Origin of the sequence: Nitratireductor indicus C115, from assembly GCF_000300515.1 — a bacterium.
In the GTDB taxonomy this organism is placed as follows: Bacteria; Pseudomonadota; Alphaproteobacteria; order Rhizobiales; family Rhizobiaceae; genus Nitratireductor; species Nitratireductor indicus.
In genome coordinates, this window is sequence record NZ_AMSI01000005.1 from 189,349 (window position 1) to 214,866 (window position 25,518).

25 protein-coding genes and 1 tRNA gene are annotated in these 25,518 nt (G+C 61.1%); 9 read left to right on the plus strand and 17 right to left on the minus strand.

The window, feature by feature from the left end; all coding sequences use genetic code 11:
• Nucleotides 1-42: 42 nt before the first annotated feature.
• Complete coding sequence (locus tag NA8A_RS09125) at nucleotides 43-1,239, plus strand: GNAT family N-acetyltransferase (protein ID WP_009450147.1); 1,197 nt, start codon at nucleotides 43-45, stop codon at nucleotides 1,237-1,239.
• 81 nt (nucleotides 1,240-1,320) lie between these two features.
• On the opposite strand, the gene NA8A_RS09130 is transcribed toward NA8A_RS09125, so the two are convergent.
• Complete coding sequence (locus NA8A_RS09130) at nucleotides 1,321-3,474, minus strand: GumC family protein (protein WP_009450148.1); 2,154 nt, start codon at nucleotides 3,472-3,474, stop codon at nucleotides 1,321-1,323.
• 325 nt (nucleotides 3,475-3,799) lie between these two features.
• On the opposite strand from NA8A_RS09130, the gene NA8A_RS09135 reads away from it, so the two are divergent.
• The 6 genes from NA8A_RS09135 to NA8A_RS09160 all read left to right on the plus strand — a co-directional run bounded on the left by NA8A_RS09135 (nucleotide 3,800) and on the right by NA8A_RS09160 (nucleotide 9,224).
• Nucleotides 3,800-4,363 carry a polysaccharide biosynthesis/export family protein gene (locus NA8A_RS09135; protein WP_009450149.1) on the plus strand — a complete coding sequence of 188 codons (564 nt, stop codon included), beginning with the start codon at nucleotides 3,800-3,802 and terminating at the stop codon, nucleotides 4,361-4,363.
• A gap of 33 nt (nucleotides 4,364-4,396) precedes the next feature.
• Nucleotides 4,397-5,527, plus strand: coding sequence for a glycosyltransferase family 4 protein (locus NA8A_RS09140; protein WP_009450151.1), 1,131 nt, complete (start codon nucleotides 4,397-4,399; stop codon nucleotides 5,525-5,527).
• Nucleotides 5,528-5,668: 141 nt separating this feature from the next.
• Nucleotides 5,669-7,207 carry an undecaprenyl-phosphate glucose phosphotransferase gene (locus NA8A_RS09145; RefSeq protein ID WP_009450152.1) on the plus strand — a complete coding sequence of 513 codons (1,539 nt, stop codon included), beginning with the start codon at nucleotides 5,669-5,671 and terminating at the stop codon, nucleotides 7,205-7,207.
• A complete protein-coding gene (locus NA8A_RS09150) occupies nucleotides 7,204-8,478 on the plus strand; it encodes an O-antigen ligase family protein (protein WP_009450153.1) in 1,275 nt (424 codons plus the stop codon). The genes NA8A_RS09145 and NA8A_RS09150 overlap by 4 nt, the downstream gene beginning before the upstream one ends.
• A 95-nt stretch (nucleotides 8,479-8,573) precedes the next feature.
• A tRNA-Pro gene (locus NA8A_RS09155) sits at nucleotides 8,574-8,650 on the plus strand.
• An 88-nt stretch (nucleotides 8,651-8,738) separates the two neighbouring features.
• Nucleotides 8,739-9,224, plus strand: coding sequence for a GNAT family N-acetyltransferase (locus NA8A_RS09160; RefSeq protein ID WP_040672186.1), 486 nt, complete (start codon nucleotides 8,739-8,741; stop codon nucleotides 9,222-9,224).
• A 165-nt stretch (nucleotides 9,225-9,389) separates the two neighbouring features.
• On the opposite strand, the gene NA8A_RS09165 is transcribed toward NA8A_RS09160, so the two are convergent.
• The 6 genes from NA8A_RS09165 to NA8A_RS09190 form a co-directional block, all read right to left on the minus strand.
• A complete protein-coding gene (locus NA8A_RS09165; RefSeq protein ID WP_009450156.1) occupies nucleotides 9,390-9,911 on the minus strand; it encodes a MerR family transcriptional regulator in 522 nt (173 codons plus the stop codon).
• A 151-nt stretch (nucleotides 9,912-10,062) separates the two neighbouring features.
• A complete protein-coding gene (locus NA8A_RS09170) occupies nucleotides 10,063-10,386 on the minus strand; it encodes an integration host factor subunit alpha (RefSeq protein ID WP_009450157.1) in 324 nt (107 codons plus the stop codon).
• A 111-nt stretch (nucleotides 10,387-10,497) separates the two neighbouring features.
• On the minus strand, nucleotides 10,498-11,469 hold the full coding sequence (locus NA8A_RS09175; RefSeq protein WP_009450158.1) for a beta-ketoacyl-ACP synthase III: 972 nt from the start codon (nucleotides 11,467-11,469) through the stop codon (nucleotides 10,498-10,500).
• Between the two features lie 9 nt (nucleotides 11,470-11,478).
• Nucleotides 11,479-12,534 carry a phosphate acyltransferase PlsX gene (gene plsX, locus NA8A_RS09180; RefSeq protein ID WP_040672188.1) on the minus strand — a complete coding sequence of 352 codons (1,056 nt, stop codon included), beginning with the start codon at nucleotides 12,532-12,534 and terminating at the stop codon, nucleotides 11,479-11,481.
• A gap of 110 nt (nucleotides 12,535-12,644) precedes the next feature.
• Nucleotides 12,645-13,226 (minus strand): YceD family protein, encoded by a 582-nt coding sequence (locus NA8A_RS09185; protein WP_009450160.1) that lies wholly within the window; start codon nucleotides 13,224-13,226, stop codon nucleotides 12,645-12,647.
• A 4-nt stretch (nucleotides 13,227-13,230) separates the two neighbouring features.
• A complete protein-coding gene (locus NA8A_RS09190) occupies nucleotides 13,231-13,776 on the minus strand; it encodes a ubiquinol-cytochrome C chaperone family protein (RefSeq protein ID WP_009450161.1) in 546 nt (181 codons plus the stop codon).
• Between the two features lie 122 nt (nucleotides 13,777-13,898).
• Here NA8A_RS09190 and NA8A_RS09195 point away from each other — a divergent pair, with 122 nt between their 5' ends.
• Complete coding sequence (locus NA8A_RS09195; RefSeq protein WP_009450162.1) at nucleotides 13,899-14,420, plus strand: outer membrane protein assembly factor BamE; 522 nt, start codon at nucleotides 13,899-13,901, stop codon at nucleotides 14,418-14,420.
• A gap of 335 nt (nucleotides 14,421-14,755) precedes the next feature.
• Here the strand turns inward: NA8A_RS09195 and NA8A_RS09200 are convergent, their stop codons facing one another.
• Nucleotides 14,756-16,888 (minus strand): sodium-translocating pyrophosphatase, encoded by a 2,133-nt coding sequence (locus tag NA8A_RS09200; protein WP_009450163.1) that lies wholly within the window; start codon nucleotides 16,886-16,888, stop codon nucleotides 14,756-14,758.
• Nucleotides 16,889-17,045: 157 nt separating this feature from the next.
• Between NA8A_RS09200 and NA8A_RS25090 the strand changes: the two genes are divergently transcribed.
• The gene (locus NA8A_RS25090) at nucleotides 17,046-17,240 is read left to right on the plus strand and encodes a hypothetical protein (RefSeq protein ID WP_143087964.1); all 195 of its coding nucleotides are present in this window, start codon (nucleotides 17,046-17,048) and stop codon (nucleotides 17,238-17,240) included.
• A 13-nt stretch (nucleotides 17,241-17,253) separates the two neighbouring features.
• Here NA8A_RS25090 and NA8A_RS09210 read toward each other — a convergent pair whose 3' ends face one another.
• The 9 genes from NA8A_RS09210 to ldtR all read right to left on the minus strand — a co-directional run bounded on the left by NA8A_RS09210 (nucleotide 17,254) and on the right by ldtR (nucleotide 25,441).
• Nucleotides 17,254-18,471, minus strand: coding sequence for an MFS transporter (locus tag NA8A_RS09210; protein WP_009450165.1), 1,218 nt, complete (start codon nucleotides 18,469-18,471; stop codon nucleotides 17,254-17,256).
• A gap of 2 nt (nucleotides 18,472-18,473) precedes the next feature.
• The gene (nusB, locus tag NA8A_RS09215; RefSeq protein ID WP_040672271.1) at nucleotides 18,474-18,971 is read right to left on the minus strand and encodes a transcription antitermination factor NusB; all 498 of its coding nucleotides are present in this window, start codon (nucleotides 18,969-18,971) and stop codon (nucleotides 18,474-18,476) included.
• Between the two features lies 1 nt (nucleotide 18,972).
• On the minus strand, nucleotides 18,973-19,440 hold the full coding sequence (gene ribH / locus NA8A_RS09220) for a 6,7-dimethyl-8-ribityllumazine synthase (RefSeq protein ID WP_009450167.1): 468 nt from the start codon (nucleotides 19,438-19,440) through the stop codon (nucleotides 18,973-18,975).
• A gap of 45 nt (nucleotides 19,441-19,485) precedes the next feature.
• Nucleotides 19,486-20,100 carry a riboflavin synthase gene (locus NA8A_RS09225; protein ID WP_009450168.1) on the minus strand — a complete coding sequence of 205 codons (615 nt, stop codon included), beginning with the start codon at nucleotides 20,098-20,100 and terminating at the stop codon, nucleotides 19,486-19,488.
• Nucleotides 20,100-21,221, minus strand: coding sequence for a bifunctional diaminohydroxyphosphoribosylaminopyrimidine deaminase/5-amino-6-(5-phosphoribosylamino)uracil reductase RibD (ribD, locus tag NA8A_RS09230; protein ID WP_009450169.1), 1,122 nt, complete (start codon nucleotides 21,219-21,221; stop codon nucleotides 20,100-20,102). Before ribD ends, NA8A_RS09225 begins: the two co-directional genes overlap by 1 nt.
• Nucleotide 21,222: 1 nt before the next feature.
• On the minus strand, nucleotides 21,223-21,687 hold the full coding sequence (gene nrdR / locus NA8A_RS09235) for a transcriptional regulator NrdR (RefSeq protein WP_009450170.1): 465 nt from the start codon (nucleotides 21,685-21,687) through the stop codon (nucleotides 21,223-21,225).
• A gap of 155 nt (nucleotides 21,688-21,842) precedes the next feature.
• Complete coding sequence (glyA, locus tag NA8A_RS09240; protein WP_009450171.1) at nucleotides 21,843-23,159, minus strand: serine hydroxymethyltransferase; 1,317 nt, start codon at nucleotides 23,157-23,159, stop codon at nucleotides 21,843-21,845.
• 178 nt (nucleotides 23,160-23,337) lie between these two features.
• Nucleotides 23,338-24,588, minus strand: a complete 1,251-nt coding sequence (locus tag NA8A_RS09245) for a L,D-transpeptidase family protein (protein WP_009450172.1) — start codon at nucleotides 24,586-24,588, stop codon at nucleotides 23,338-23,340.
• Between the two features lie 337 nt (nucleotides 24,589-24,925).
• On the minus strand, nucleotides 24,926-25,441 hold the full coding sequence (gene ldtR, locus NA8A_RS09250) for a transcriptional regulator LdtR (protein WP_009450173.1): 516 nt from the start codon (nucleotides 25,439-25,441) through the stop codon (nucleotides 24,926-24,928).
• Between the last annotated feature and the right edge of the window lie 77 nt (nucleotides 25,442-25,518).

Genomic DNA, 25,518 nt, shown 5'->3' on the forward strand with positions numbered 1-25,518 from the left:
CGACTGCCGCTGCGCGGCGGGCGGAAAAGCGCGCGACACGAGATGAACACCGAAACCGGAAAGCAGACACAACGGCCTGCCGTCAGCCCGCGAGGGCTTGGCGCAACAATCGCACGCGCCGATGATGCTGGCTTGATGCGCTATCGTGCCGACAGCGCGGAGGCGCTTTATATGCCCGCCCAGAGCCCCGAATGGGCGCAAGCCTGGGCATTGGGCGCATCCATGGCAGGCGAGAGCGCGGATATCGTCATCATCCGCGTCGCCGACGGGCAAAGGCACATAACGAGCTTTCTTTGCGAAGTGGTACGCCAGGGTCCCTTCAAGGTCGCCCGCTTCCTGGGAGGCAGCCACGCCAATGGAAATTTTCCACTGCGCGCGCGAACCGAGTTTGCTGTCTCTTCGCAGGAGATCGTTTCGGCCATGACCGAAGCTGCGCGGCGCGAACGGCCCGATATCGATCTTCTGATGCTGGAACGCCAGATCGAGAAAATCGAGGGCCTGGACAATCCGCTTCTTGCCTATCCGCACCGGCCAAGCCCGAATGTGTCGCTCGCCGTCGACCTTGACGGTGGTTTCGATGCCCTTCTTGCCCGCTCCAGCGGAAAGCGCAAACGCAAGCAGAACAGGGCGCAGGTGCGCCGTTTCGAGAGCGCAGGCGGCTTCCGCCGCATGGCCGCCACCTCGCGGGCTGAAAGCGACGCCCTGCTCGACGCTTTCTTCGCCATGAAGAAAGTGCGTTTCGCAAAGATGGGCATCCATGACGTTTTTGCACCCGCGGAGGTGAAAAACGCTTTTCGCGAGCTTTTCGGTGCGGCAACCGCTGAAGCCGATCCCAGATTCGTCATGCACGGCCTGGAGGTGGGGGGAAAGCTTCGCGCCGTGACCGGCTCAAGCCGTATCCGCGACAGGCTCATCTGCGAATTCAGCTCAATCAGCGAAGACGAACTGACCGACGCCAGTCCCGGCGCCTATCTGTTCTACGAGAACATTCAGGAAGCCTGTCAGGAGGGGCTGTCCGTCTACGATTTCAGCGTCGGCGACGAATATTACAAGCGCCTGTGGTGCGATATCGAAACGGTGCAATTCGACACGCTGATCCCCCTCACGACAAAGGGCAGGATGCTTGCGGCGGGGCGCGTTGCTCTTGCCGCAGCGAAGCGGACCGTTACGTCGAACCCTCGCCTGCTTGCCGCCGCCAAGAGCCTGCGGAGGCGCATCGCATCACTCGGCGGGCAGTAAGGCTCTCTTTCGAGCAGGCGCCGGGGTGATCCCCCTCACCCAGCTTTTGAGGGAGGCCGTGGGCCAGCCCTGGTGGAGAGATCAGGCAGCGTCACGGCCGGGAGGAGCTGGCGGAAGGGTTACGCCGGAAGGCGTTACCAGCGTGGGGCTTTCAATGCCGTTTGCACGCAACTCCTCAAGCGTCTCCACGGCAATCTCGCCATGATCCGGATCGAGGACGGCAACCATGACTTCCGTGTCGGCAGCGATAAGCTGACGGATGGCATCCGCATCGGCAGGCCCGCACTCCACGATCACCACATCATAGGCGGCGCCGAGCGATTCAAGAATGATGGGCAGGCGCGAGGCAGCCCGCATGGCCCGAACCGGGTCGGCGGTTCCGACCGGGATGACATGGGCTTCGGAGAAATGGTCCGAGTGAATCACATCGGCAAACTGAGCTTCGGAAGCCAGAAGATTGGTAATGCCGGTGAAAGCGATGCTTTCAAGCATGGGAAGAGAGGCAGCGCCCGATGAGGTCAGGTCGAGCAAGAGGACGCGCAGGCCGGAATCGGCCACTTCCCGCGCCACGAGAACCGATGCGGCCGCGGCTTCATCCCCCTCAGGCGAAATGAACAATGCCCGCGAGGCGCCGCCGGAGATGAGCTTGTCGGAGGCCTCTTCCACATCGATCTCGCCGATCTTCGGCACAAGGGGCCGTTCGCTCTCATGCCGCTCGTCAACCGTGGCATAGCGCCCTGAAAGAAGCGAATTCCGCGCAGGCTTGTCGTCAATTTCGGCGGGCTCGGCGGGCTCCATCGGGACGGCAGGCACCGGCTCGACATGATCGCGCTCGTCGCTAGGGCGCATCGCGCGGCCGCTGAAAAGTTCCTGCAACAGCGTGATGACCGCCATGACCAGCAAGGATGCGATAAAGGCGGCAACGGTGATCGGAACCACCTTCGGGAAATAGGGCTCGCCCGGCGTGATGGCGCGCGAAAAGATACGCACGTCGACAGGCAGGTAATTGCGATCGCTGCGCGACACCGCCTCGCGATAGCGGGTCAGATAGGATTCCAGCAATTCGCGCTGGGCAGCCGCCTCGCGCTCCAGCGCACGCAGTTCCACCTGCTCTTCCTCGGCCTTGGCGGAGACCACCTTCAGGCGGTTCATTTCCGCGGTCAGTTCCGTCTCGCGCCGCCGGGCGGTTTCGGCTTCTGCATCAAGCGCGCCCAGGACCCGACCGGCCTCCGCGCGAATCTGCCCGTCGATATCGCCAAGCTGCGAACGCAGAGCCCGGATACGCGGGTGATTGCCCAGAAGCGTGGTGGAAAGATCGGCGATCTCCGCCTGCAATTCTGCTTGGCGCTCGCGCAATCTCTGGATCACCGGAGAAGCAAGGACCTCGGGCTGGGAATCCACTGGTGCGCCGCTCGACAGCGCAGACCGCACCGCCGACGCCTTTGCCTCGGCATCGGCCCGATTGGCGCGCATGCGCGACAGTTCGCTCGACATTTCCGCAAGCTGCTGCGTGGCAAGCACCGTATTGTTCTGGCCAAGAAGGAGATCGGATTGCGCGCGGTATTCGGCGACGCGGGATTCAGCGTCCTTCACGCGCTTGCGCAAATCCTCGATCTCGGGCTCCAGCCACTGGGTGGCGCTGTTGTTGGATTGCAGCTTGGCCTCGCCTTGCATGGCGACATAGGCATCAGCCACCGCATTGGCGACTTCTGCGGCAAGGCGCGGGTCCTGCGAGGAGAATTCGATCACGATCACGCGGGAATTCTCGACACGATAGACGGTCAGGCGCTCGCGAAAAGCGCGCAGCACCCGCTCTTCCTGGGGAGCATTGCCGGGATCGCTCTTGAGGCCGGTCATCACCATGACCCGGGTGGCCAGCGAACCATCGCCACCGGAAAATTCCTCACGGTCGGCAAGCTTGAGCTTGTCCACCACCTGGGCCAGAAGCTCGGTGGAAGTCAAAAGCTCCACCTGGCTCGCCACCCCTTCCCCGTCAATATTGTTCTGATCGCCGCCCGTGCCGACCTGCGGCCGGGTAAAGACGGATTCTCGCGTTTCGATGAGCAGTCGGGTCTCGGCCTTGTATTTCGGCGTCGCCATGGACAACAGCGCGAACACAAGCCCCGTTATGACCAGCGCAGCGAGGAGAAGGCGCAGCCATTTGCGTCGGATGCCGGCGAAAAGCCGCCCGAGATCGACATCCACATCGCCCGCTGCCATGCTGCCATTGCTCATGCAAACGCTCCCAACGTTACATCGTGGCTGCGAACGCTATGCTTACAGGCCAGACACGATGCACGAAATCAAATCACCCGCCCGCGCAAGGACAGGCGCGGGCACTCAGGCTCGACCGGCACGGTAAACAGTTATAGTAACCACACGGTTAAGATGCAGCCGGCCTGCGCCCGCCCCCGGTGCGCCCCCAGGGTGCCACCGGCCCCTTCCCAAAGCTTATGGCCGCATCAGCGCTGGCTTTACCGGGCATTAACCCTAACGGAACGATAAGGGACAGGTACAGCCCTCATGGGGCGCTGATGACGTCAGAGGTTTGCAGTCGGTCATGAAGAAAACCGTTTCCATTTTGCCGGCCCTTGTCGCAATTGCGGCGCTTGCCGGCTGTTCCGGTTATCGCCCCGCGCCTGCGGCCTTCCATGAGGCCCTCTACCAGCCCTATGTGCTCGACGCGGGCGACAATCTGCGCATCACCGTGTTCGACCAGGAAAACCTGACCAACACCTATAGCGTCGACCAGTCGGGCTATGTCGCCTTCCCGCTCATCGGGTCGGTGCCCGCGCGCGGCAAGACCACGAAGGAGGTCGAACAGGGCATAGCGGCGCGGCTGCGCCAAGGCTATCTGCGCGACCCCGACGTTTCGGTGGAAGTCGAGCGCTATCGTCCGGTCTTCATCATGGGCGAGGTCGGAGCACCGGGGCAATATTCCTATGTGCCCGGCATGACCGTCCAGAAGGCGGTGGCGGCGGCAGGCGGCTACAGCCCGCGCGCGAGCCAGGAAAGCGCCGATATCACACGCACCATCAACGGCAAGGTGATGACCGGCCGCGTGGTGACCTCCGACCCGCTTCTTCCCGGCGATACGGTTTATGTGCGCGAGCGACTTTTCTAGAGATTTCGACCTTTCTTGCCCGGACAGGCTTCCATGACCCGGAAATTGCGGATCGTTCATTGCTTCCGCTCACCGGTGGGAGGCATTTTCCGCCATGTGCGCGATCTTTCAGCCGCGCAGACGGCGGCGGGCCACGCGGTCGGCATCGTGTGCGATTCCACGACCGGCGGCGACTTCGAAGCGCGCCTCTTTGCGGAGGTGGAGAAGACGCTGGAACTCGGCGTCAAGCGCACACCCATGCAGCGGCATGTTGGCATAGGCGATCTTCTTGCCGCATGGCGCACCTACCGTATCGTCAAGGCCATGCGCCCCGACATCCTGCACGGCCATGGGGCCAAGGGCGGTGTCTATGCCCGCCTTTTCGGCACGATGATGCGCCTTTCCGGGCAAAAGCCGGCGCGGGTCTATTCCCCCCATGGCGGCAGCCTGCATTATGATGCGGGGACGACGACGGGCCGCATCTTCTTCGCGCTCGAACGGTTGATGGACCGGTTTTCCGACCAGATCCTCTTTGTATCGGATTATGAGAGACGGACTTTCGAGGCGAAAGTGGGCAAGCCGCACTCCCCCTCGCATCTCGTCCATAACGGGTTGAACGCCGACGAATTCATTCCCGTTCCGCCCAGAACGGGTGCGGCCGATTTCCTCTATATAGGCATGATGCGCGACCTGAAGGGGCCGGACCTCTTCATCGACGGGCTCGCCCTGGCCGAGAAATCAACCGGCCGCAGGCTCACAGCCGTCATGGTCGGTGATGGCGACGGTCTCGACCGCTACACCGCCCAGGCAAGAGAGCTGGGTTTTGGCGAGCGTGTCCAGTTTCTGCCGGCCATGCCGGCTCGCGAAGCCTTTGCGCTCGGGAGGATCATGGTGGTGCCCTCGCGCGCCGAAGCCATGCCCTACATTGTCTTGGAGGCACTGGCAGCCGGCAAACCCATGATCGCAAGCGCGGTGGGTGGCATTCCCGAGGTGTTTGAGGAAAGCTCCCCCGCCCTGACCGCGCCGGATGCAAGTGCCATTGCAGCGAAGATGAGTCTCGCGCTTGCCGACGAAACCGCCTATCTCGCGGCCATGCCGGCAACAGCGGAGCTGCGTGCCCGGTTTGGTGCCGATGTGATGGCCCGGGAAATCGAAGAGGCCTATCTGGCCTGCCTATCAAGCTGATCGTCCCGAAATATTTTCTTCAAATTCCTTAAACACCGGAAACAAGTCTTTTATGAAAACTTCCGGTTAACCGGTTCCCGAAACAGAACGTTAGCGCGACCAATATAATCTGCCACCAACAATCCAGGGGCAGACAGTTTCATGAACCAGTTCGATCCGAAGCGCTACTTCGCCTCCAAGGCCAAGGAAAACGCTGCTTCTGAGGAACCCGCCAAGGGCAAGCGCGCAACGCTGAACCCGGTCGCCATGCAAGTGGCCCAGCAATACAAGCGCGATACCATGTCGCCCGTGATGGTGAGCGGCGTCATGCGGATGGTTGAGCTCGGCGTGCTCATCGTCGCCGGCCTCGCCCTCTATATTCACTATGTGGGTTTTTCCGAATTGCGGTTCTGGCACTATATGGTGGTGATCGCGGGCGGTTCGCTTCTGCATGTGGCCATCAGCGAGTTTTCCGACTGCTACCAGATGCCGGCGCTGCGCAACCCAACAGGCAGTCTCGGGCGCATCCTGCTGGCATGGATCGCCACTTTCGCCGCACTCGCCCTGACCGGCTTCTTTCTCAAGATTTCGGCGGATTATTCGCGTTTCTGGTTCGGCGCCTGGTTCGTCACCGGCTTCCTGTCACTCCTGATTTTGCGCATCATCGCCTCCCAGATGATGCGGCGGTGGGCACGCAATGGCACCATCGAGCGGCGCGCCGTCATCGTGGGTGGAGGCGCCAATGCCGAGCAGTTGATCCGCTCCATCGAGCAGCAGCCCTATAACGATATCCGCATCTGCGGCATCTTCGACGATCGCGACGACCGCCGTTCGCCGCCCGTGGTGGCCGGCTATCCCAAGCTCGGCAACATCGCCGAACTGGTTGAGTTTGCCCGTATCGCGCGCATCGACATGCTGATCGTCTCGCTGCCCATCTCCGCGGAAGGACGCGTTCTTTCGCTCCTGTCGAAACTGTGGGTGCTGCCGGTCGATATCCGTCTTTCGGCCCATTCGAACCATCTGCGCTTCAGGCCGCGTGCCTATTCCTATATCGGCTCGGTGCCGATGCTCGATATTTTCGACCGGCCGATCCACGATTGGGATTCGGTTGCCAAGCGCATTTTCGACATCGTCTTCAGTCTGCTCGGGATCATCGTCTTCTCGCCTGTCATGCTGGCGGCGGCAATCGCCATCAAGCTCGACAGCAAGGGACCCGTGCTCTTCAAGCAAAAGCGCCATGGCTTCAACAACGAGGCCATCGAGGTCTTCAAGTTCCGCTCCATGTATGCGGATATGTGCGATCCCACGGCCCGTGCCGCGGTGACGAAGGGCGATCCCCGGGTCACCCGTGTCGGGCGCATATTGCGCAAGACCTCGATCGACGAATTGCCGCAGTTCTTCAATGCCCTGTTCGGCAGTCTATCGCTGGTCGGGCCTCGCCCGCACGCGGTTTCAGCACAGTCACATAATCGCCTCTATGAGGAGGTCGTGGACGGCTATTTCGCGCGTCATCGTGTGAAGCCGGGTGTCACCGGCTGGGCGCAGATCAATGGCTGGCGCGGTGAGGTTGATACGGATGAGAAAATCCGCAAGCGCACCGAATACGATCTCTACTACATCGAGAACTGGTCGCTCTGGTTCGACCTGAAAATCCTGTTCCTGACGCCGATCCGGCTCCTCAACACGGAAAACGCCTATTGAGCGCGCTCCTCAACCTTACGCCGGCGCCTGCCCTGCCCCGGGCTGTGGTCGATGCGAAGCTCGTCTCGCTTCTGAAGACGGGCGCCATCGGACTTGGCGTTCTGCTGTCAGGCTTCGTGATCCGCGAACCCGCCCCCTATGAGCTTTACATGGTGGGGCTGATCGCGATCTGGGCGCTGTTCAACCTCAAGATTTCACGGCGCATCGCGCCGCTCCTGACCCTGCTCATTCTTTTCAATGTGGGCGGGGTGGTGTCGATGTCGCAGCTGGCGCAGCTCGGTACAATTCCGCTCTATATCGCCGTTTCGCTGTTTCTGGCCCTCACCTCCGTCTTCTTCGCGGCCATCGTGGAATCCGAAGACGCGTTGCTCGGAACGATCTTCACGGCATGGGTTCTGGCGGCTGTGGCAACCGCCTGCCTCGGTATTCTCGGTTATTTCGGGGCCTTTCCGGGGGCCTCGATGTTCACGAAGTTCGGCCGCGCCGCCGGTGCCTTTCAGGACCCGAACGTGTTCGGCCCTTTCCTCACATTGCCGGCGGTCTATCTGCTCTATCTCATTCTCACGGCCAGGCCGCTTCTGGCGACGGTGGCAGTGCCGGCACTTCTGGTGATCGCAGGCGGCGTCTTCTTCTCCTTCTCGCGCGGCGCCTGGGGCCTTCTGGCCGTCACCTCCATGCTGACGGTGCTCGTGGTCTTCCTCAACGCGCGCACCGGCAAAGAGCGGCTGCGCGTGACCATGATTGCGATACTTGCCGCGGCCGGTCTTGCACTGGCGCTGCTTCTGGCCTTGCAGATTCCTGCCGTGGCAGACCTCTTTTCAGAACGGGCCCGGCTCGTTCAGGATTACGATGGCGCGCGGCTGGGGCGCTTCGCCCGCTTCGGCATCGGCTTTCTCTGGGCGACGGAACATCCCCTCGGCATCGGTCCGTTGCAGTTCGGCCAGATTCTCGGCGAAGACACGCACAATATCTGGCTGAAGGCGCTGCTCGATTACTCCTGGCTCGGCTTTGCCTGCTATCTGACGCTGATACTGTGGACCCTGACGGCGGGATTCCGCATCCTTTTCCGCCCACGCCCCTGGCAACCCTATCTCATCTGCGTCTACATCGTCTTTGTCGGCCACGTGGCGCTCGGAACCGTGATCGACACCGATCACTGGCGTCACTTCTACCTGCTGCTCGGTCTCCTGTGGGGCATGATCGCCCTCGAACAGAAGCACATGGCGCAGAGGTGGCGCGGGACGCTTCAGCCCCTTGGGGCATCGCGGTAATCCCCTGTTTTCGGTTCGCAAAAATAGCTTTTTGCGACCGCAGCGGATTTTGGTCTTGCGCCACATCGGGCGACCCTATATGGCTGCTCGCGGTTCGGAGCGTAGCGCAGCCCGGTAGCGCACTTGACTGGGGGTCAAGGGGTCGTGGGTTCGAATCCCGCCGCTCCGACCATTTCCTTCATTGTCTTCCGTCAGACATATCACGGGCACAGGCGCCCTTTTGGCGCACAGAGAAAGCTCTGTGCTAGGCTGTCAGAGCGATGGCTGACCAAAGATACGATTTTCGCCAGATATGCATGGATGATCTGCCTCTTCTGATGAAGTGGCAGGCGAATCCGCATGTACGCAAATGGTGGGAAAGAGACGAACCATACGATCATGAGGAACTAAGCGACACGCGCGTTTCGCGCTGGATCGTCTCAACAGACGAACAACCCTTTGCGTTCATGCAGGACTACACCGTGCACGGATGGGACAATCATCATTTTTCCGGACTTCCCGAGGGATCGCGGGGTATCGATCAATATATCGGCGACCCGAAAATGCTTGGCTGCGGGCATGGGTCGGCTTTCATCAGAGCACGAATGCAGGCTCTCTTTGATGCGGGCGCGCCAGTGATCGCCACCGACCCGCACCCCGAGAACAAGCGCGCCATCTCGGTTTACCGGAAACTGGGCTTCGAAACATTCGGACGACCTGAAAGGACATCGTGGGGATTGATCCTGCCAATGCTGGCGAGACGGTAAACGAAGCGCGACAAATGACACCCCCAAGACAGCAGGCAGCCCCTTTGGGTGGAACAGGTCGGCTCAGGCTGATCTTCAGCATGAAAGTTACCGCTGCGCCCTCCTGGCAGACCCAGCAAACCGGCATCCGGCAATTATGTTGCTTTCAGCTTATGCGTTGATGCGTCAACGCACCTGATCGAGCAGCCGCTTGCACTCCAGAAGGTCGAACAGGGCTTCCTGAAGAAGCGCGCGATTGTCACGCGACAGACTCGAATTGTCCGCAGCGACCGGGCCATCGCCCTCGCCGCGACCAAGCCCGAAAAAGCGCTTGTTGGGCTTCACCTTGGGCGAGCCGATCAACTGCTCCTCATCGGAAGCCTTTTCGCGAGCTTCGGCCTGCTTGGTCTGGGCTATCGCCTCGACGGCCGCCACATCGCCCTTACCGACCGCGACGATGAACTGGTTTCCATTGTCGCGCAGAAGCTTCTGGACGCCCTTGATGGTATATCCCTGATCGTAGAGCATATGCCGGATGCCCTTGATCAGATCGATGTCCTGAGGCCGGTAGTAACGACGGCCACCGCCGCGCTTCAGCGGCTTGATCTGCGCAAAGCGCGTTTCCCAGAAACGCAGCACATGCTGGGGCAAATCCAGTTCCTCAGCCGCTTCGCTGATGGTGCGGAAGGCATCCGGGCTCTTGTCCATCACTCGGGTACATCTCCATTATGGACAACACGATCACTGGGCAGGCAAATGCACGCGCGCACATGCACGGCCATAAGCCTGCGATTCGTGGAGTTTAACCCAGTTTCGAGCGCAGAAGAATTCGCGCCGTCCAGAGAGATGTGGAAGCGCCTCAGGCGCTCTTGCGCAACTTACGGCCCTGATGCGCCTTCAAGATGCGCTCCTTCAGCACATTCGAGGCCTTGAAGGTCATGACGCGGCGGGGAAGGATCGGCACTTCCTCACCGGTTTTCGGATTGCGTCCAACGCGTTCGTTCTTGTCGCGAACCTGAAACGTGGCGAAAGAGGAGAGTTTCACGGTTTCACCGCGAACGACAGCGTCGCACACTTCCTGGATCACCATTTCAACGAGTTGGGCGGATTCGGTACGCGACAGGCCAACCTTGCGATAAACGGCTTCCGCCAGTTCGGCGCGCGTCAGTGTCTTTCCCCCCATCGGGCCTACCCATCCATGTTTTGAAAAAAGTGCTTAGCCTTAATATGCGGTCGTGACGTTACAAAACTTGTTTCCCTGCGGTCAAGGACGATGCAGGCGAATTGATTCCTCTTACCAGCGCACCAGCACCGCGCCCCAGGTGAAGCCGCCGCCCATGGCCTCCAGAAGGACGAGATCGCCTTTCTTTATCTGACCGCGCTCGACGCCTGCGGAAAGGGCGAGCGGGACAGAGGCGGCGGAGGTGTTTCCGTGCAAGTCCACGGTTATGATTACCTTTTCATCGGCGATGCCGAGCTTCTTGGCCGATGCGTCGATGATGCGCTTGTTGGCCTGGTGCGGCACGAACCAGTCGATATCGTCTGCCGTGATCCCTGCCTTTGAAAAGACATCCTCGATCACATCCGTAATCATGCCGACAGCATGTTTGAACACCTCGCGGCCCTGCATGCGCAGATGACCGACCGTGCCCGTTGTCGAGGGGCCACCATCCACATAGAGCTTGTCGCGCTGGGTGCCGTCGGAGCGCAGGCTCGATGCGAGGATGCCGCGGTCGTCCAGCGTCCCCTCGCCTTCTGCTGCTTCCAGGACAACGGCGCCTGCGCCGTCGCCGAACAGGACGCAGGTGGTGCGGTCGTTCCAGTCGAGAATACGCGAAAAGGTTTCGGCGCCAATGACCAGAATGCGTTTTGCCTGTCCGCCCCGAATGTAAAGATCAGCGGTCGTCATGGCATAGACGAAGCCGCTGCAAACCGCCTGCATGTCAAAGGCATAGCCATGGCGCATGCCGAGCCGTTCCTGGATTTCGACCGCAGTGGCTGGAAACGTGTTGTTGGGTGTCGCCGTCGCCAGAATGATCAGATCGACATCGTCCGGCGTGAGGCCCGCACTTTCCAGCGCGCGGCGCGCTGCGGCCTCACCGAGCGATGCCGTGGTCTCGTCCTCGGAGGCAACGTGACGCTGACGAATGCCGGTGCGCTGGACGATCCATTCATCGGACGTGTCGACAAGCGTCTCGAATTCGGCATTCTTCATGATGCGGCGCGGCAGGGCCGAACCGATGCCACGCACCACGGATCTGATCATCACAACGTCCTACTCATTCAGGGCAGTCATGCCGGCCGGGGATTGCGGCTTACGGGCATGATAGAGATCGAGGGTCGTGCGGGTCTTCTCCAGAAGACGGGCGCGCACCATTTCATAGCCAAGTTCCACGGCAGCCGCGAAGCCTTCAGCATCCGCTCCGCCATGGCTTTTCACAACGATGCCATTCAGGCCAAGGAAGACACCGCCATTGATCTTGCGGACATCCATCTTTTCGCCGAGCCGGCGGAACGCCGCACGGGCAAAGAGATAACCGATACGCGCCATCAGCGTGCGGCTCATGGCCTCGCGCAGATAGGTGGCGATCTGGCGCGCCGTGCCTTCGGCGGTCTTGAGCGCGATGTTTCCGGCAAAGCCCTCGGTAACGACGACGTCAACCGTGCCCTTGCCGATGTCATTGCCCTCGACGAAGCCTTCATAATGCATGGAGCCAAGGGCAGCCTCGCGCAGCATGCGGCCGGCCTCCCTCACCTCTTCCTGCCCCTTGATTTCCTCGACGCCGACATTGAGCAGGCCCACCGTAGGCCGCTCCACATCGAACAGAGCGCTCGCCATGCCGGCACCCAGAATGGCGAAATCGACGAGTTGCTGCGCATCGCCTCCGATGGTGGCGCCCACATCGAGAACGATGCTCTCACCACGTACGGTCGGCCAGATGGCTGCGATGGCGGGGCGCTCGATATCGGCCATGGTGCGCAGGCAGAATTTGGACATGGCCATCAGCGCGCCGGTATTGCCCGCTGAGATGCATGTGTCCGCCTCGCCGTTCTTCACGGCCTCTATGGCGCGCCACATGGATGACTTCCAGCGCCCCTGCCGTAAGGCCTGGCTCGGCTTGTCGTCCATGCGAACAGCAACATCGCAATGGGTGAACTCGCTCACGTCCTTGACCGAGGGAAGCGCGTTGAGGATCGGCAGAACCGCTTCCTCGCGACCGTAGATCAGGAAGCGCGCGTCCGGGCGGCGCTCGATCACCTTGGCCAGGCCACGGAGCGTGACCTCGGGGCCGTGATCCCCGCCCATAGCGTCAATCGAAATGCGTACCACGCGCGAAGTGCCTCAAAATTTGTTCGATGCCGGTTCCGGCTTCAAAGGTGCGGCGAAAATAGCGTTTTTACCCGCCCGCACAACCACGTTTTACCACACGCAATGCCGATTCAGTCTTTTTGCCCCAGCTTCCGCAACCCTTCGGAGAGTGGGCCGGCATGTTCCTCGCCCTCATCGGGAGGAGATGACGCCGCAAGCGCGGTTCCCGGCTTTCGCGGATAGGGATCGATGCCAAGCTCGAAAAATTCTTCCGCGAGCGCGCCGAGATCCACCGTATCGCCGACAAAAGGCTCGGGCATGTCCGCCCCTTCGGCATCGAGGACGAACTCGCCGCCTTCGATATCGTTGCGAGCAAGCCGCGATCCTTCCGGAACAAGGGTCGCCGAAATCTCTTCCTCAACCTTGGCGCTGAGCGGCTCGAGCGTCACCACGCATTCCTGCGTGATGCGCGCGCTGACGTGACCGAGAACGCGGATGCCATCCGCTTTCCAGGGACGAACCGTCAATTCGGCACGAAACGATTCGACCGAAAGAAGCCCGTGTTGCTCCGCCAGCGCCTGACGCTGCGCTTCATCGGCTTCAATCTCAACCGGCATGCCCTTGCGCGGCAACCGCAGCACATTCACCTTGAAGGAAACGGGTGTGTCGAGAGAAAGAGCGCCACCAGCATTGTTGTTCCGTCTTGTCGCCATAGCCTCAATCCTCCGCATTTGCAGTGGGAAAGGATATATCGGCAGCCAGCAGGCGCTCAAGCGGCTGGGAAGCAAGAGCATCGGCCGCCTTCAGCGCATAGGCTGCAATCGGCGCGGCCCCGTCCCAATCGGCCAGATCCGGCTTGACGTTTCTTGCCAGCGCCTGGGCAAGCGCATCGGCGTCGCCCGCATCGATGGCCTCGCTATAGGTTGCAGCGCGGCCATAAAACATCCGGGCCAGCTTCTTGATGCGCTTGGGGACCCCCAGATCGCCGATGCCCAGTTCGCGAATCGCATGTTCCACATCGCGGAAGAAGACGTCAGTCACTTCCTGGGCGACATCGCGGGCCGTCCCCGGCTCCTCACGCAGGCGGCGCAAAAACAGGATCATATGCACGCCGATCATCTCGAAACGGCCAAGCGGCGTATCCGGAACCTGCCAGTCCGCATAAAAAACAGGCTGCCGCGAGGCCGCCACGATTCGTTCATACAAGGCGTCGATAACCACGCGGCGCGAACGTTGCCCAAAGCCGAACAGCTTCTGGAACATGAAAAACGCCCTCCCTTGGGGCTCGATTGGGACAGGATCAGGTTGCATCGGCGCGTTAGCTGGTTTACCCGTTTTGCCGGCGGGGACAAGGCTTTTGCCAAAATGCCAGGCGCCGGGGACTTATGGAGATGTCGTTGCAGGTGATTAAAATCAACAGCAATCCTGTTGGGCGTTTGGTTCTGGCGGCCGGTCTTGCCGGCGCGGCCGCAGTCTTATCCGGCTGTAACGCAGCACACACGCTCGATGCGAGTGAAACGTTGACGCAGGGCTATGTCATCGACGAACAGGCCATCGAGCTCGTGCCGGTCGGATCCAGCCGCGAACAGGTGACGCTGGCGCTCGGTACGCCATCCACCACGGCCACATTCGACAATGAGGCTTTCTATTATATTTCACAGAAGCGGGTTCGAAGCGCAGCTTTCATGCGCCCGCGACTGGTCGACCAACGCATTCTGGCCGTCTATTTCGGACCGGACGAACGCGTGTCCAAGATCGCCAATTATGGGCTGAAGGACGGCAAGGTGTTCGACTTCATCTCGAGCGCCACGCCCACAGGCGGCAAGGAACAGACATTCATCGGTCAGATTCTGGCCGGTGCATCGAAGAGCGGCCCACCCTCGGGCATGTTCGGCGGCGGGGGCTGACCGAAGCAACAGTTTTCTCAGGCAACAACGGAGCCCGCAGACCCCAAGTCTGCGGGCTCCAACTTTTTCATGCCCTCGTTCAGGAAGAAGCAGAACAAAAAAGCCGGGCACGAATGCCCGGCTGCGCGGTGTAAAATGCTGGCACGCTTACAGTTCAGGTTGTTGCACCCGCCCTCATCCCCCCGCGGGGAGAAGGTAAGGTGAAGCGCGGGCGCAACTGAAACCTGAATATCCTAGATCGGCTCACCGTTTCACGGAAATCCTGAACCGATCTATCTCTTTGTTTTTCCGCATTTATGCAGACATCAGGTGATTCCACCTCACTGCAAAATGCGCTAGTGCGCCAGCACCGCAAGCAACAGAAGCGCGATGATGTTGGTGATCTTGATCATCGGATTTACGGCAGGACCCGCCGTATCCTTGTAAGGATCGCCGACAGTATCGCCTGTGACCGAGGCCTTGTGAGCTTCCGAGCCCTTCTCGTGCTTCACCCCATCGGCATCGACAAAGCCATCCTCGAAGGACTTTTTCGCGTTGTCCCATGCACCACCGCCCGCAGTCATGGAAATCGCCACGAAAAGGCCCGTGACAATCACACCGAGAAGCATAGCGCCAAGGGCGGAGAAGGCCTCGCTCTTGCCACCAATCGCATAGATCACCGCGAAGACCACCAGCGGCGAAAGCACAGGCAGCAACGAAGGAACGATCATTTCCTTGATCGCTGCCCGGGTGAGCAGGTCGACGGCGCGGCCATAGTCCGGCTTTTCCGTCCCCGCCATGATGCCCGGCTTTTCCCGGAACTGCCTGCGCACCTCCTGCACGATGGCGCCGCCAGCCCGGCCAACGGCCGTCATCGACAGGCCACCGAACAGGAACGGCAGAAGGCCGCCGAACAGGAGACCGACCACCACATAGGGGTTCGAGAGGGAGAAATCGACGCTCACGCCTTCGAAGAAGGATCCAGGTTGAGCGTTGGCGGAGAAGAACTTCAGATCTTCCGTGTATGCGGCGAACAGGACCAGCGCCCCGAGACCCGCCGAGCCGATGGCATAGCCCTTGGTAACAGCCTTGGTGGTGTTGCCTACCGCGTCAAGTGCGTCCGTTGTCTTGCGCACTTCTGGCGGCAGGTCGGCCATCTCGGCGATACCGCCGGCATTGTCTGTCACCGGGCCAAAGGCATCGAGCGCGACGACCATGCCGGCAAGGGCGAGCATGGTCGTCACGGCGATCGCGATGCCGAACAGGCCCGCCAGATTGAACGAAAGCAGGATGCCGGCGATGATGACGATGGCCGGTAGCGCCGTCGCCTCCAGTGAAACGGCGAGGCCCTGAATGACGTTGGTGCCATGGCCTGTAACCGATGCCTGGCTGATGGAGCGGACCGGGCGATAGCCGACACCGGTATAGTATTCAGTGATCCAGATAATGAGACCGGTGACCGCCAGGCCGACCACACCACACCAGAACAGCGTCGCTCCGGTGAAGGCGGTGCCATTGGAGGCGGTGAAAGTGGTCGCGCCACCGAGCCAACCCCATACGATGATGGCAAGCGCCACCACGGACAGAGCGGCAGTGGCCCAGAACCCCTTGTAAAGGGCGCCCATGATCGAATTGTTCGCACCGAGCTTCACAAAGAAAGTGCCAATGATGGAAGTGACCACGCAGGCGCCCCCGATGACCAGCGGGAACAGCATCAGCGTCAGAGCTGTGGCTTCGGTGAAAAAGATCGAGGCGAGCACCATGGTCGCCACCACCGTCACCACATAGGTTTCGAACAGGTCCGCGGCCATGCCGGCGCAATCACCGACATTGTCGCCCACATTGTCGGCGATGGTTGCGGGGTTGCGGGGGTCGTCCTCGGGAATACCGGCTTCCACCTTACCTACGAGATCGCCACCGACATCGGCGCCCTTGGTGAAGATGCCGCCGCCAAGGCGGGCGAAGATCGAAATCAGCGAAGCGCCGAAACCAAGCGCCACAAGGGCATCAATCACCGTGCGTTCCGTTGCCGTATAGCCCAGCGGACCCGTGAGCACCCAGAAATAGACCGACACGCCCAGAAGCGCGAGGCCAGCCACCAGAAGCCCGGTGATGGCGCCGGATTTGAAGGCGATGTCCAGACCGGCCGCCAGGCTGTTGGATGCAGCCTGGGCCGTGCGCACATTGGCACGCACCGAAACATTCATGCCGATGAAACCGGCAACGCCCGAAAGAATCGCACCGATCAGAAAGCCGATGGCCGCCACGGGCGTCAGAAGCCACCAGGCGATGAGGAAGACCACGACGCCAACAACGGCGACGGTGGTGTATTGCCTTGTCAAGTAAGCCTGCGCCCCCTCCCGGATGGCACCGGCGATTTCCTGCATGCGTGCATTGCCCTGGTCGGCGGCCAGCACCGACTGGGTTGCCCATATGGCATAGATGACAGAAAGCACACCGCAGGCCATGACGACGTAAAGCATTGTCATTGCCACTCTATCCCTTGATTTCGGCCCGCGACTGAAACCCCTCCCGGGCCACGCTGAAAAAGACCGTCGGCATTCGCGCCCCTCCCGGTCTAATTGTCGCAGCTTGGGCGATGCGATAACGCAACGTCAAGGACCAGTTCGGGAATTTGCCCCGCTTTTGGGTGATCGCAATCCGCCGTTTCGGACCGAAATCAGGGAATTCAAGGGTTACCCGGCTTTGGAAAACGGCAAAATGGCGCCGGATGAGCTGGATCCGGCACAAACGGGACCAAGCGCCCGACGCCCCCAAAGCCCCAGGATGCTGATCTTCCTGTTTTCCGGATTCATGCGCACGTCAGGTAAAATCGGCTGACTGCGGAAACGTTCTAGGCGACGGCCCTGCTGCGGCGCCTCAGGGCCTGCACGCCAAGTGCGGCAAGGCAGAAGATCGAAACCGGCAGGACGATGATGGCCAGCATGTCCCAGCCATAGGCATTGTAAATCTGGCCGGACATGAGCGAAGCAACCGCCGTGGTCGAGAAGAGAATGAAATCGTGCACGCCCTGCACGGCGCTCTTTTCGGATGCATGATAGCAATCGGCCACCATGGCCGTCGCACCGATGAAGCCGAAATTCCATCCTACGCCAAGCAGGATAAGCGCCGTCCAGAACTGCCACAACGCAATGCCCGACAAGGCAACGACGGCACAACCGATGAGAAGCAGGAGACCGGTGGCGACGATGGTCTCCTTGCCAAAACGGGCAATCAGCCTGCCGGTGACGAAGCTTGGCGCGAACATGGCCATGACGTGCCAGGAAATGCCCAGCGTCGCCTCGTCCGGTGTGAACCCGCAACCGACCATGGCCAGCGGCGCGCCGGTCATGACGAAGCTCATCAGGGCATAGGCTGCAACGCCGCATAAAAGCGCCACCAGAAAGCGCGGCTGCGTCATGATGGCGAGAAGCGGGCGGGCGGGCTGATGATCGTCGAGCTTGGCTGAGGGCGCATCCTTCGACGCGCGCAGCAGCGACAGAACGGCTGCCCCCAAAAGGCCGATCACGATCAGTGAGGCAAAAGCACCCGCAAACATGATGGGGGCGAAAAGATCGCGCGTATGGATCACGATCTGGGGACCTATGATGGCCGCGAAGACGCCGCCGCCCAGAACCCACGATATGGCCCGTGCCTTGAAGTCGGACGGTGCGTTGTCGGCTGCGGCAAAACGGTATTGCTGGAGAAAGGCGTTGCCCATTCCCACCAGCAGCAAGCCAAGGGCAAAGAGCCAGAAATTGGCCTGGAACAGCGCCAGTGCGGCCACGAAACCACCGCAGGCTGTGACGAGCCCTCCCGACATGAGACTGTTGCGCCGGCCTATGGCCCTTGTCAGAGCGGCGGCGGGCAGAGCGCCCACGGCAACCCCGATGTTGAAACCGGTAACCGGTGCCGTTGCCAGGGATTTGTCGCTGCCCAGCAGATAAAAACCCGCAAGCCCGCCCATGGAAATGGCGATGGGAGCCGCCGATCCGACCACGGCCTGCGAGACAGCCAGAATGAGCGCGGTGCGCTTTGCTTCCCTGTAAAGATCGCCGCGCTCCGCCAACATGCCTAATCCCTGCTCTTTTCCTTGCCCTTGCCTTCGTCGCGGCAACGCTTTGCGACACGGTCGAGAACCGCGTTGACGAGCTTGGGCTCGTCTTCCGTGTAGAAGGCCTTGGCGATATCGACGTATTCAGATACCGCCACGGCAACGGGCACGTCCTTGCGCCGCGTCAATTCATAGACGCCGGCACGCAGGATTGCGCGCAGCGTCGAATCGAGACGCGACAGCGGCCAATCGTCCATCAGCGCCTGGCGGATGATCGGGTCGATGACCTTCTGATCTTCCACGACGCCCGCAAGGATGGCGCGGAACCATTGCGGATCGGCATCGCGGTAAAGCTCGCCGTCGATTTCCTTGCCGAGGCGGAAGAGCTCATATTCGGAGGTGGTCTCAAGGAGGCCCGTGCCGGCCACATCCATCTGATAGAGCGCCTGGACGGCGGCGAGACGGGCTGCACCGCGTTTGTTGGCCGGTCGGGGGTGTTCGGCGGTCGGTTCGTTCACTTCAGGCTCCAAAGCGCTGTTTCAGCGCAATCATCTTGAGGGCGGCCATGGCGGCGAAATAGCCCTTGCCCATCGCCTCGCCCGTTGTTCCTTCGCTGCGTTCGATACGGGCCAGTGCCTGGGTCTCGTTTTCGACGGTAAGAATGCCATTGCCAATGGCCAGCCCCTTGTGGATCGCCAGATCCGTCAACCCACGCGCAGATTCATTTGCGACAATGTCGAAATGATAGGTCTCGCCACGGATCACGCAGCCAAGCGCCACGTAACCATGATAGAGGGGGCCGCTGTTGCCACCGGCGGCAAAGGCAATCGCACCGGGCACTTCCAGCGCCCCAGGCACGGTCACGACATCATAAGCCGCTCCAGCCTCGGTCAACGCTGCCTTGGCGCCCGCTAAAAGACCATCGGCAAGATGATCGTAGAACCGGGCCTCGACAATCAACAGCCGTAAAGGGCGCGCATCGGCCATGGAAATACTCCGCTCGCAAACAGTTCCAGAAGGGAAAGCGCTGCCTTAAGCCTCTTTGGCCGCATCCGCAAGACGCGCTGCGTATCGCGCCATGGTATCGATCTCGATATTCACCATATCGCCCTCGGCGCGTTCGCCCCAGGTGGTGACGGCGAGCGAGTGATGGATCAGCAACACGTCGAAACGATTGCCCTCCACGCGGTTTACGGTGAGTGAGGTACCGTCAAGAGCCACCGAACCCTTGGGGGCGATGAACTTTGCCAGTTCCGCCGGGGCTTCCAGGACGAAGCGCACGGCCTCCCCCTCTTCCCGACGCTCCACAATGCGCGCCATGCCATCCACATGACCGGACACGATATGGCCCCCCAGTTCATCACCGACCTTCAGGGCGCGCTCCAGATTGATGCGACAGCCAGGCTCCCAGGTGGCGAGCGTGGTGAGCCGCAAAGCCTCCTCCCATGCCTCCACCTCGAACCAGCGCCGGTTCGCCCCCTCCTCGGGAAGGCTCACCACCGTCAGGCAGACGCCTGAGCACGCGATCGAAGCGCCAATGTCGATGGTCGACGGATCGTAGTTCGTCTCGATGCGCAGGAGAACGCCTTTCTCGAGCGGAGAAACCGAATGAACGGTTCCCACATCGGTCACAATCCCGGTGAACATCAGCCGGCCCTCACATATTCACGATAATGATCATCGCCGAACCGCGCCTCGCGCAGCAGACGAAAGCCAGCCGGACCATGAGCCGGATCGAGCGGCGCAGCAATGCCGCCAGGGCCGATTTCGGCTGGTCCTGTGAAAAGACACAGCCGATCCACCAAATCCTCGTCAAGAAAGGCCGAAGCCGTGTAGGCGCCGCCTTCCACCATCAGGGTCATGATGCCGCGCGCGGCCAGGTCTTCCAGCAGCTCGGGCAAGGCGATGTGCCCCTCATGAACATCCACCGCAAGAAAATCGACGCCCTGCTCAGCCAGGGCGATCCGCCGCGGCGTCGGGCAATCGCTTGCCGCCGTCACAAGAACGGGCACCTCGCGCGCCGTCCGCGCCAGCACGCTGCCGGGCGGCAGGCGTGTGTCACGGTCGAGCACAATGCGCAGCGGAGAGCGCGCGGACAGGCCCGGCAGGCGGCAGGTCAGCGCCGGATCATCGGCAAGTGCCGTGCCTATGCCCACGAGGATGGCATCGCTTTCAGCCCGCATCATGTGCACCTGAGCGCGCGATATCGCGCCTGTGATGGCGACCTGCCCTTCCCCCCGGCGGCCAATCATGCCATCGGCGGAAAGAGCAAGCTTGAGAGTCACTTCAGGGCGTTTTTTCAGAGAACGCGTGAGATAACCGCGCATCAGGTCGGCGGCCTCATCGGCAAGAACGCCCTCGAAGACCTCGATGCCCGCCTCGCGCAGGATCGCATATCCCTTGCCGCTGACACGCGGATCGGGATCGGAGGCGGCGCCCACCACCCGACTGATTCCGGCTGCAACAAGCGTATTCGCGCAGGGAGGCGTGCGGCCATGATGGGCGCAAGGCTCAAGCGTCACATAGGCGGTGGCGCCACGTGCGGCTTCCCCGGCTTCTTCCAGTGCCTGCGGCTCCGCATGCGGGCGTCCGCCGATGGCGGTCACGCCGCGCCCGACGATGCGCGGGCCTGCGCCATCATCGCGGACAATCAGCGTGCCAACGGAAGGGTTGGTGCCGGTCAGGCCAAGATGGCGGCGCGACAGGCGGATCGCAGCGGCCATGAAGCGCCGGTCGGCGTCACCCGCTAAGGCCCCCGCCTCCGTCATCTCAATCCTCGTCCTCTTTGCCCTTCAACTCGCCCAATACATCCTGGAAATCCTTCGCCTCGCGGAAATTGCGGTAGACGGAAGCAAAGCGGACATAGGCGACGTCGTCGAGGCCCTTAAGCGCATCCATAACCAGAAGACCAATGTCGTCGGATGCAATCTCGGTTTCGCCGGAACTTTCCAGCTGGCGGACGATGCCGGTCACCGCGCGCTCGATGCGTTCGGGATCGACATTGCGCTTGCGCACGGCGATATCGAAGGAGCGCATCAGCTTGTCGCGGTCGAAAGGCACCTTGCGGCCCGTCTTCTTGACCACGACGAGATCACGCAGCTGCACACGCTCGAAAGTGGTGAAACGTCCACCGCAAACAGGGCAGGCCCTGCGGCGGCGGATGGCTGCTCCATCTTCGGCGGGGCGGGAATCCTTCACCTGCGTGTCTTCAGACTGGCAATACGGACAGCGCATAATCGCCTTTCGAATGCGAGGGCAATCGCAACGCAAAACAAATCCGCGTTGCGTGAGGCTTAACGCATTGGCCCGAAAACCGGTATCGTTTTTCGGGCCGATGCGCGTTCAAGAACCTATAGCGTTCCTAAAACGCCCGAAAGGGCATACAGGCTCTAGCCCAGATAGGGGTAAAGCGGGAAGCGGTCGGTCATCGAGATGACCTTTTCCTTCACAGCCGCCTCGACAGCCGCATTGCCCTCGTCGGAATTTGCCACCTTCAGGCCATCCAGAACCTCGGCGATGAGCTGTCCGATCTCGCGGAATTCGGCCGTACCGAAACCGCGCGTCGTGCCAGCCGGCGTCCCCAGGCGAATACCCGACGTAACGAACGGCTTTTCCGGGTCGAAGGGAATGCCGTTCTTGTTGCAGGTGATGTTGGCGCGGCCAAGAGCAGCTTCGGCCCGCTTGCCGGTGGCGTTCTTCGGGCGCAGGTCGACCAGCATCAGATGGTTATCGGTGCCACCCGAAACGATATCGAGGCCGGTTTCCTTAAGGCTTTCGGCGAGCGCACGCGCATTGGCAACCACGTCGCGGGCATAGGTCTTGAAGTCGGGCTTCAGCGCTTCACCGAGCGCCACCGCCTTTGCGGCGATGACATGCATCAGCGGACCGCCCTGCAGACCGGGGAAGACAGCGGAATTGAACTTCTTGGCCAATGCTTCGTCATTGCACAGGATCATGCCGCCACGCGGACCGCGCAGCGACTTGTGCGTGGTGGTGGTGACCACATGGGCGTGCGGCAGCGGCGACGGATGCTGTCCGCCCGCGACGAGGCCCGCAATATGGGCCATGTCGACCATGAGATAGGCACCGACCTCGTCGGCGATCTCGCGGAAGCGCTTCCAGTCCCAGACACGCGAATAGGCCGTGCCGCCGGCAAGGATGAGCTTTGGCTTGTGCTCGCGGGCAAGGCGGGCCACCTCGTCCATGTCGAGGAGGTGGTCGTCCTTGCGCACGCCATAGGAAATGACGTTGAACCACTTGCCCGACATGTTGACCGGAGAACCATGGGTCAGGTGACCGCCGGAATTGAGGTCCAGACCCATGAAGCTGTCGCCCGGCTCGAGAAGCGCCAGGAACACGGCCTGGTTCATCTGGCTACCGGAATTCGGCTGAACGTTGGCGAAGTTGCAGCCAAACAGCTTCTTGGCGCGCTCGATCGCCAGTTCCTCGACGATATCGACATACTGGCAACCGCCGTAATAGCGCTTGCCTGGGTAACCTTCCGCATATTTGTTGGTCAGCACCGTTCCCTGCGCTTCCATGACGGCGCGAGAAACGATGTTTTCGGAGGCAATCAGCTCGATCTCGTGACGCTGACGGCCCAGCTCCTGGCGGATCGCGGAGAAGATTTCGGCATCGCTTTCTTCGAGCGGCCGGGTGAAGAACGGATCGGCCTCGACGGAAGCGGCGGCGGTCGCGGTTGCCATGGCGGATTTACCCCTTGCGCAATGTATCGAATGGCGGAATGGGGCCTCTAGCACTTTTCTTTGAAAGCCACCACGCCCCCGAACGAAAATTCGTTCTCAAATGCACGACAGCCGCCCATTGCGGGGCGGCTGTGGATATGCGGCAGGGCCTTCCGGCGGACTTTTATGCCGTGACGGCTCAGAGAGCCGTCGAAATCTGCAGTTCGCTCGCGCCGTCCCGACCATAAATATCATCGCGGAAATGCACGACGCCATCGCCGGTGGACCATGCCGAGACATAGGTGAAGTAGACCGGCACCGGATCGGCCAGCGCCACATGCACATCCTCTTCAGACTGGATCGTCTGCTCGATGCGCCGGCGATCCCAGCCCGAATTCTTGAGAAGCCAGGTAACCAGATCGCGCACGTTCTGCACGCGCACGCAGCCGGACGAATAAAACCGGTCCAGATCGCGGAACAGCGCCTGCTGCGGCGTGTCGTGCATATAGACGGCGTGTTCGTTGGGGAAATTGATCTTGATCGAGGCCATGGCGTTGATGCGACCCGGATCCTGGCGGAAACGGTACTGTGCGGCATCATCCGTGGACCAATCGACAGTCAACGGATCCACCTCGTTGCCATCGGGCGCGATCAGGCGGATGTTGTTGTCCGTCAGATAATTGGGGTTCTTGCGCATCAGCGGAATGATGTCCTTGCGGACAATCGACACCGGCGCATTCCAATAGGGATTGATGATGACCTCGTTGATCTTCGAAGTCAGGAGCGGCGTCTGGCGGTCGACCTTGCCGACAATAGCGGTGTGGCGCAGCGCGACGCGGCCGTTTTCGACAGCTTCGATCTCGGCTGCGGGAATGTTCACCATCACCAGACGGTTTGGCAGGGAAGCGGTGATCGAGCTGAGGCGTTCCAGATTGGTCTGGAGCTGGCCGAGACGAACGGCAGCCGGCACGTTGAGGGCGGAATAGGTGTAGCGGCCGGTCACACCATCGGCAGGCAGACCATGGCGCGCCTGGAAGCGCTTCAACGCCGAATCGACATAGGAATCGAAAGCGTTGGACATGCCCGCGCTCTGCGACAGATCGCCGGACACCATCAGGCGGCGGCGCAATGCCTCGACATCGGGGTCCACGACGCCGAGCTGTAATTTCTTGGTGTCGGGTACGCGCTGCCAGCCGCCCTGAGCCGCAATGTTCTGGTATTCCATGATCGCCTGCTGGACGTAGAACACCGTCTCCTGGCTGAAAATGGGCTGATTGGACGAAACGCGTCCGCCACGGCTCACGCGGGCGTCGAACTGATCATTCCATGCGCCGCGACGCGGCGAGCGGATGATTTGATCGATAAGGTTCTGTGCGCTCGCACCGCCTGCAACGGCAGACAGGGCAGCCGCGCTGGCGGCAGTGAGGAAGATGCGGCGGTTGGTCTTCATTCGCTTTCCCGAACTTTCCATGCCCGATCCCTTTGCAGGATGACGCGGGGCAATCGATGCGCCAGGACAATGGCGCCACAGCGTTAAGAATTCGCCAACCCTCTTCGGGAAAGCCCCCTGCCCGGCGGCCCCACCCGGCGCGCGCCTTTAAGGGCTCGCCTGAGGCGGCCTCTCAACCATTCCAATTCCATCGGATTATGACCTTAACGTGACCAGGCGTCACGGGGTTGAGAAATCGGGGAGAATAACGAAAGTGTGAAGGCCGGCGTCCCGCCACGCCGACCTTCCATTTTCGGCTGCACACCGGCGAGCAGCCAAGGTGAATCAAAGGCGAGACCTACATGCGGTATGCGATGGTGTCGTTCCAGAAGCGGTCCAGCCGCTGCAGGGCACGGTTCATCTGCTCGAACTCGTCGGTGCTGATGCCGCCGACCTGTTCGATGGACCCGATATGCCGGTTGTAGAGGCCGACCACCACCTTGGCGATATCGGCACCCTTCGGCGTCAGGCTAATGCGAACCGAACGACGGTCCACACGCGAACGCTGGTGGTTGATGAAGCCGAGATCGACGAGCTTCTTCAGGTTGTACGACACGTTGGAGCCAAGATAATAGCCACGCGAGCGCAGCTCGCCTGCCGTAAGCTCCGAATTGCCGATATTGAAAAGGAGCAATGCCTGGATGGCATTGATGTCGCTGCGGCCGTTGCGTTCGAATTCATCCTTGATCACATCAAGCAGACGGCGATGCAGACGCTCGACCAACTGCAGGGATTCAAGATAAAGCGAACGCAGAGCGTCCTTGTGTTCTTCTTTCGGTGCGGCATTATTCGCCGCGGGGCGCGAATTAATCATTACTGTAGCCTCTCGTTTGACGCCGGTGATTTTTGTTTTTTGTCTCACCTTGGCCCAACCCTATCGAATGCCTCTAA

Coding starts and splice junctions, on each gene's coding strand:
- NA8A_RS09170 (WP_009450157.1), bottom strand. CDS start 10,386: ATGGGGGGAAAGACACTGACGCGCGCCGAACTGGCGGAAGCCGTTTAT.
- ldtR (WP_009450173.1), bottom strand. CDS start 25,441: ATGATTAATTCGCGCCCCGCGGCGAATAATGCCGCACCGAAAGAAGAA.
- NA8A_RS09140 (WP_009450151.1), top strand. CDS start 4,397: ATGACCCGGAAATTGCGGATCGTTCATTGCTTCCGCTCACCGGTGGGA.
- NA8A_RS09130 (WP_009450148.1), bottom strand. CDS start 3,474: ATGAGCAATGGCAGCATGGCAGCGGGCGATGTGGATGTCGATCTCGGG.
- NA8A_RS09145 (WP_009450152.1), top strand. CDS start 5,669: ATGAACCAGTTCGATCCGAAGCGCTACTTCGCCTCCAAGGCCAAGGAA.
- NA8A_RS09190 (WP_009450161.1), bottom strand. CDS start 13,776: ATGTTCCAGAAGCTGTTCGGCTTTGGGCAACGTTCGCGCCGCGTGGTT.
- NA8A_RS09200 (WP_009450163.1), bottom strand. CDS start 16,888: ATGACAATGCTTTACGTCGTCATGGCCTGCGGTGTGCTTTCTGTCATC.
- NA8A_RS09195 (WP_009450162.1), top strand. CDS start 13,899: ATGGAGATGTCGTTGCAGGTGATTAAAATCAACAGCAATCCTGTTGGG.
- NA8A_RS09160 (WP_040672186.1), top strand. CDS start 8,739: ATGGCTGACCAAAGATACGATTTTCGCCAGATATGCATGGATGATCTG.
- glyA (WP_009450171.1), bottom strand. CDS start 23,159: ATGGCAACCGCGACCGCCGCCGCTTCCGTCGAGGCCGATCCGTTCTTC.
- NA8A_RS09165 (WP_009450156.1), bottom strand. CDS start 9,911: ATGGACAAGAGCCCGGATGCCTTCCGCACCATCAGCGAAGCGGCTGAG.
- NA8A_RS09175 (WP_009450158.1), bottom strand. CDS start 11,469: ATGATCAGATCCGTGGTGCGTGGCATCGGTTCGGCCCTGCCGCGCCGC.
- ribH (WP_009450167.1), bottom strand. CDS start 19,440: ATGGCCGATGCGCGCCCTTTACGGCTGTTGATTGTCGAGGCCCGGTTC.
- NA8A_RS09225 (WP_009450168.1), bottom strand. CDS start 20,100: ATGTTCACCGGGATTGTGACCGATGTGGGAACCGTTCATTCGGTTTCT.
- NA8A_RS09135 (WP_009450149.1), top strand. CDS start 3,800: ATGAAGAAAACCGTTTCCATTTTGCCGGCCCTTGTCGCAATTGCGGCG.
- NA8A_RS09210 (WP_009450165.1), bottom strand. CDS start 18,471: ATGTTGGCGGAGCGCGGCGATCTTTACAGGGAAGCAAAGCGCACCGCG.
- nrdR (WP_009450170.1), bottom strand. CDS start 21,687: ATGCGCTGTCCGTATTGCCAGTCTGAAGACACGCAGGTGAAGGATTCC.
- NA8A_RS09125 (WP_009450147.1), top strand. CDS start 43: ATGAACACCGAAACCGGAAAGCAGACACAACGGCCTGCCGTCAGCCCG.
- NA8A_RS09185 (WP_009450160.1), bottom strand. CDS start 13,226: ATGGCGACAAGACGGAACAACAATGCTGGTGGCGCTCTTTCTCTCGAC.
- ribD (WP_009450169.1), bottom strand. CDS start 21,221: ATGACGGAGGCGGGGGCCTTAGCGGGTGACGCCGACCGGCGCTTCATG.
- NA8A_RS09245 (WP_009450172.1), bottom strand. CDS start 24,588: ATGAAGACCAACCGCCGCATCTTCCTCACTGCCGCCAGCGCGGCTGCC.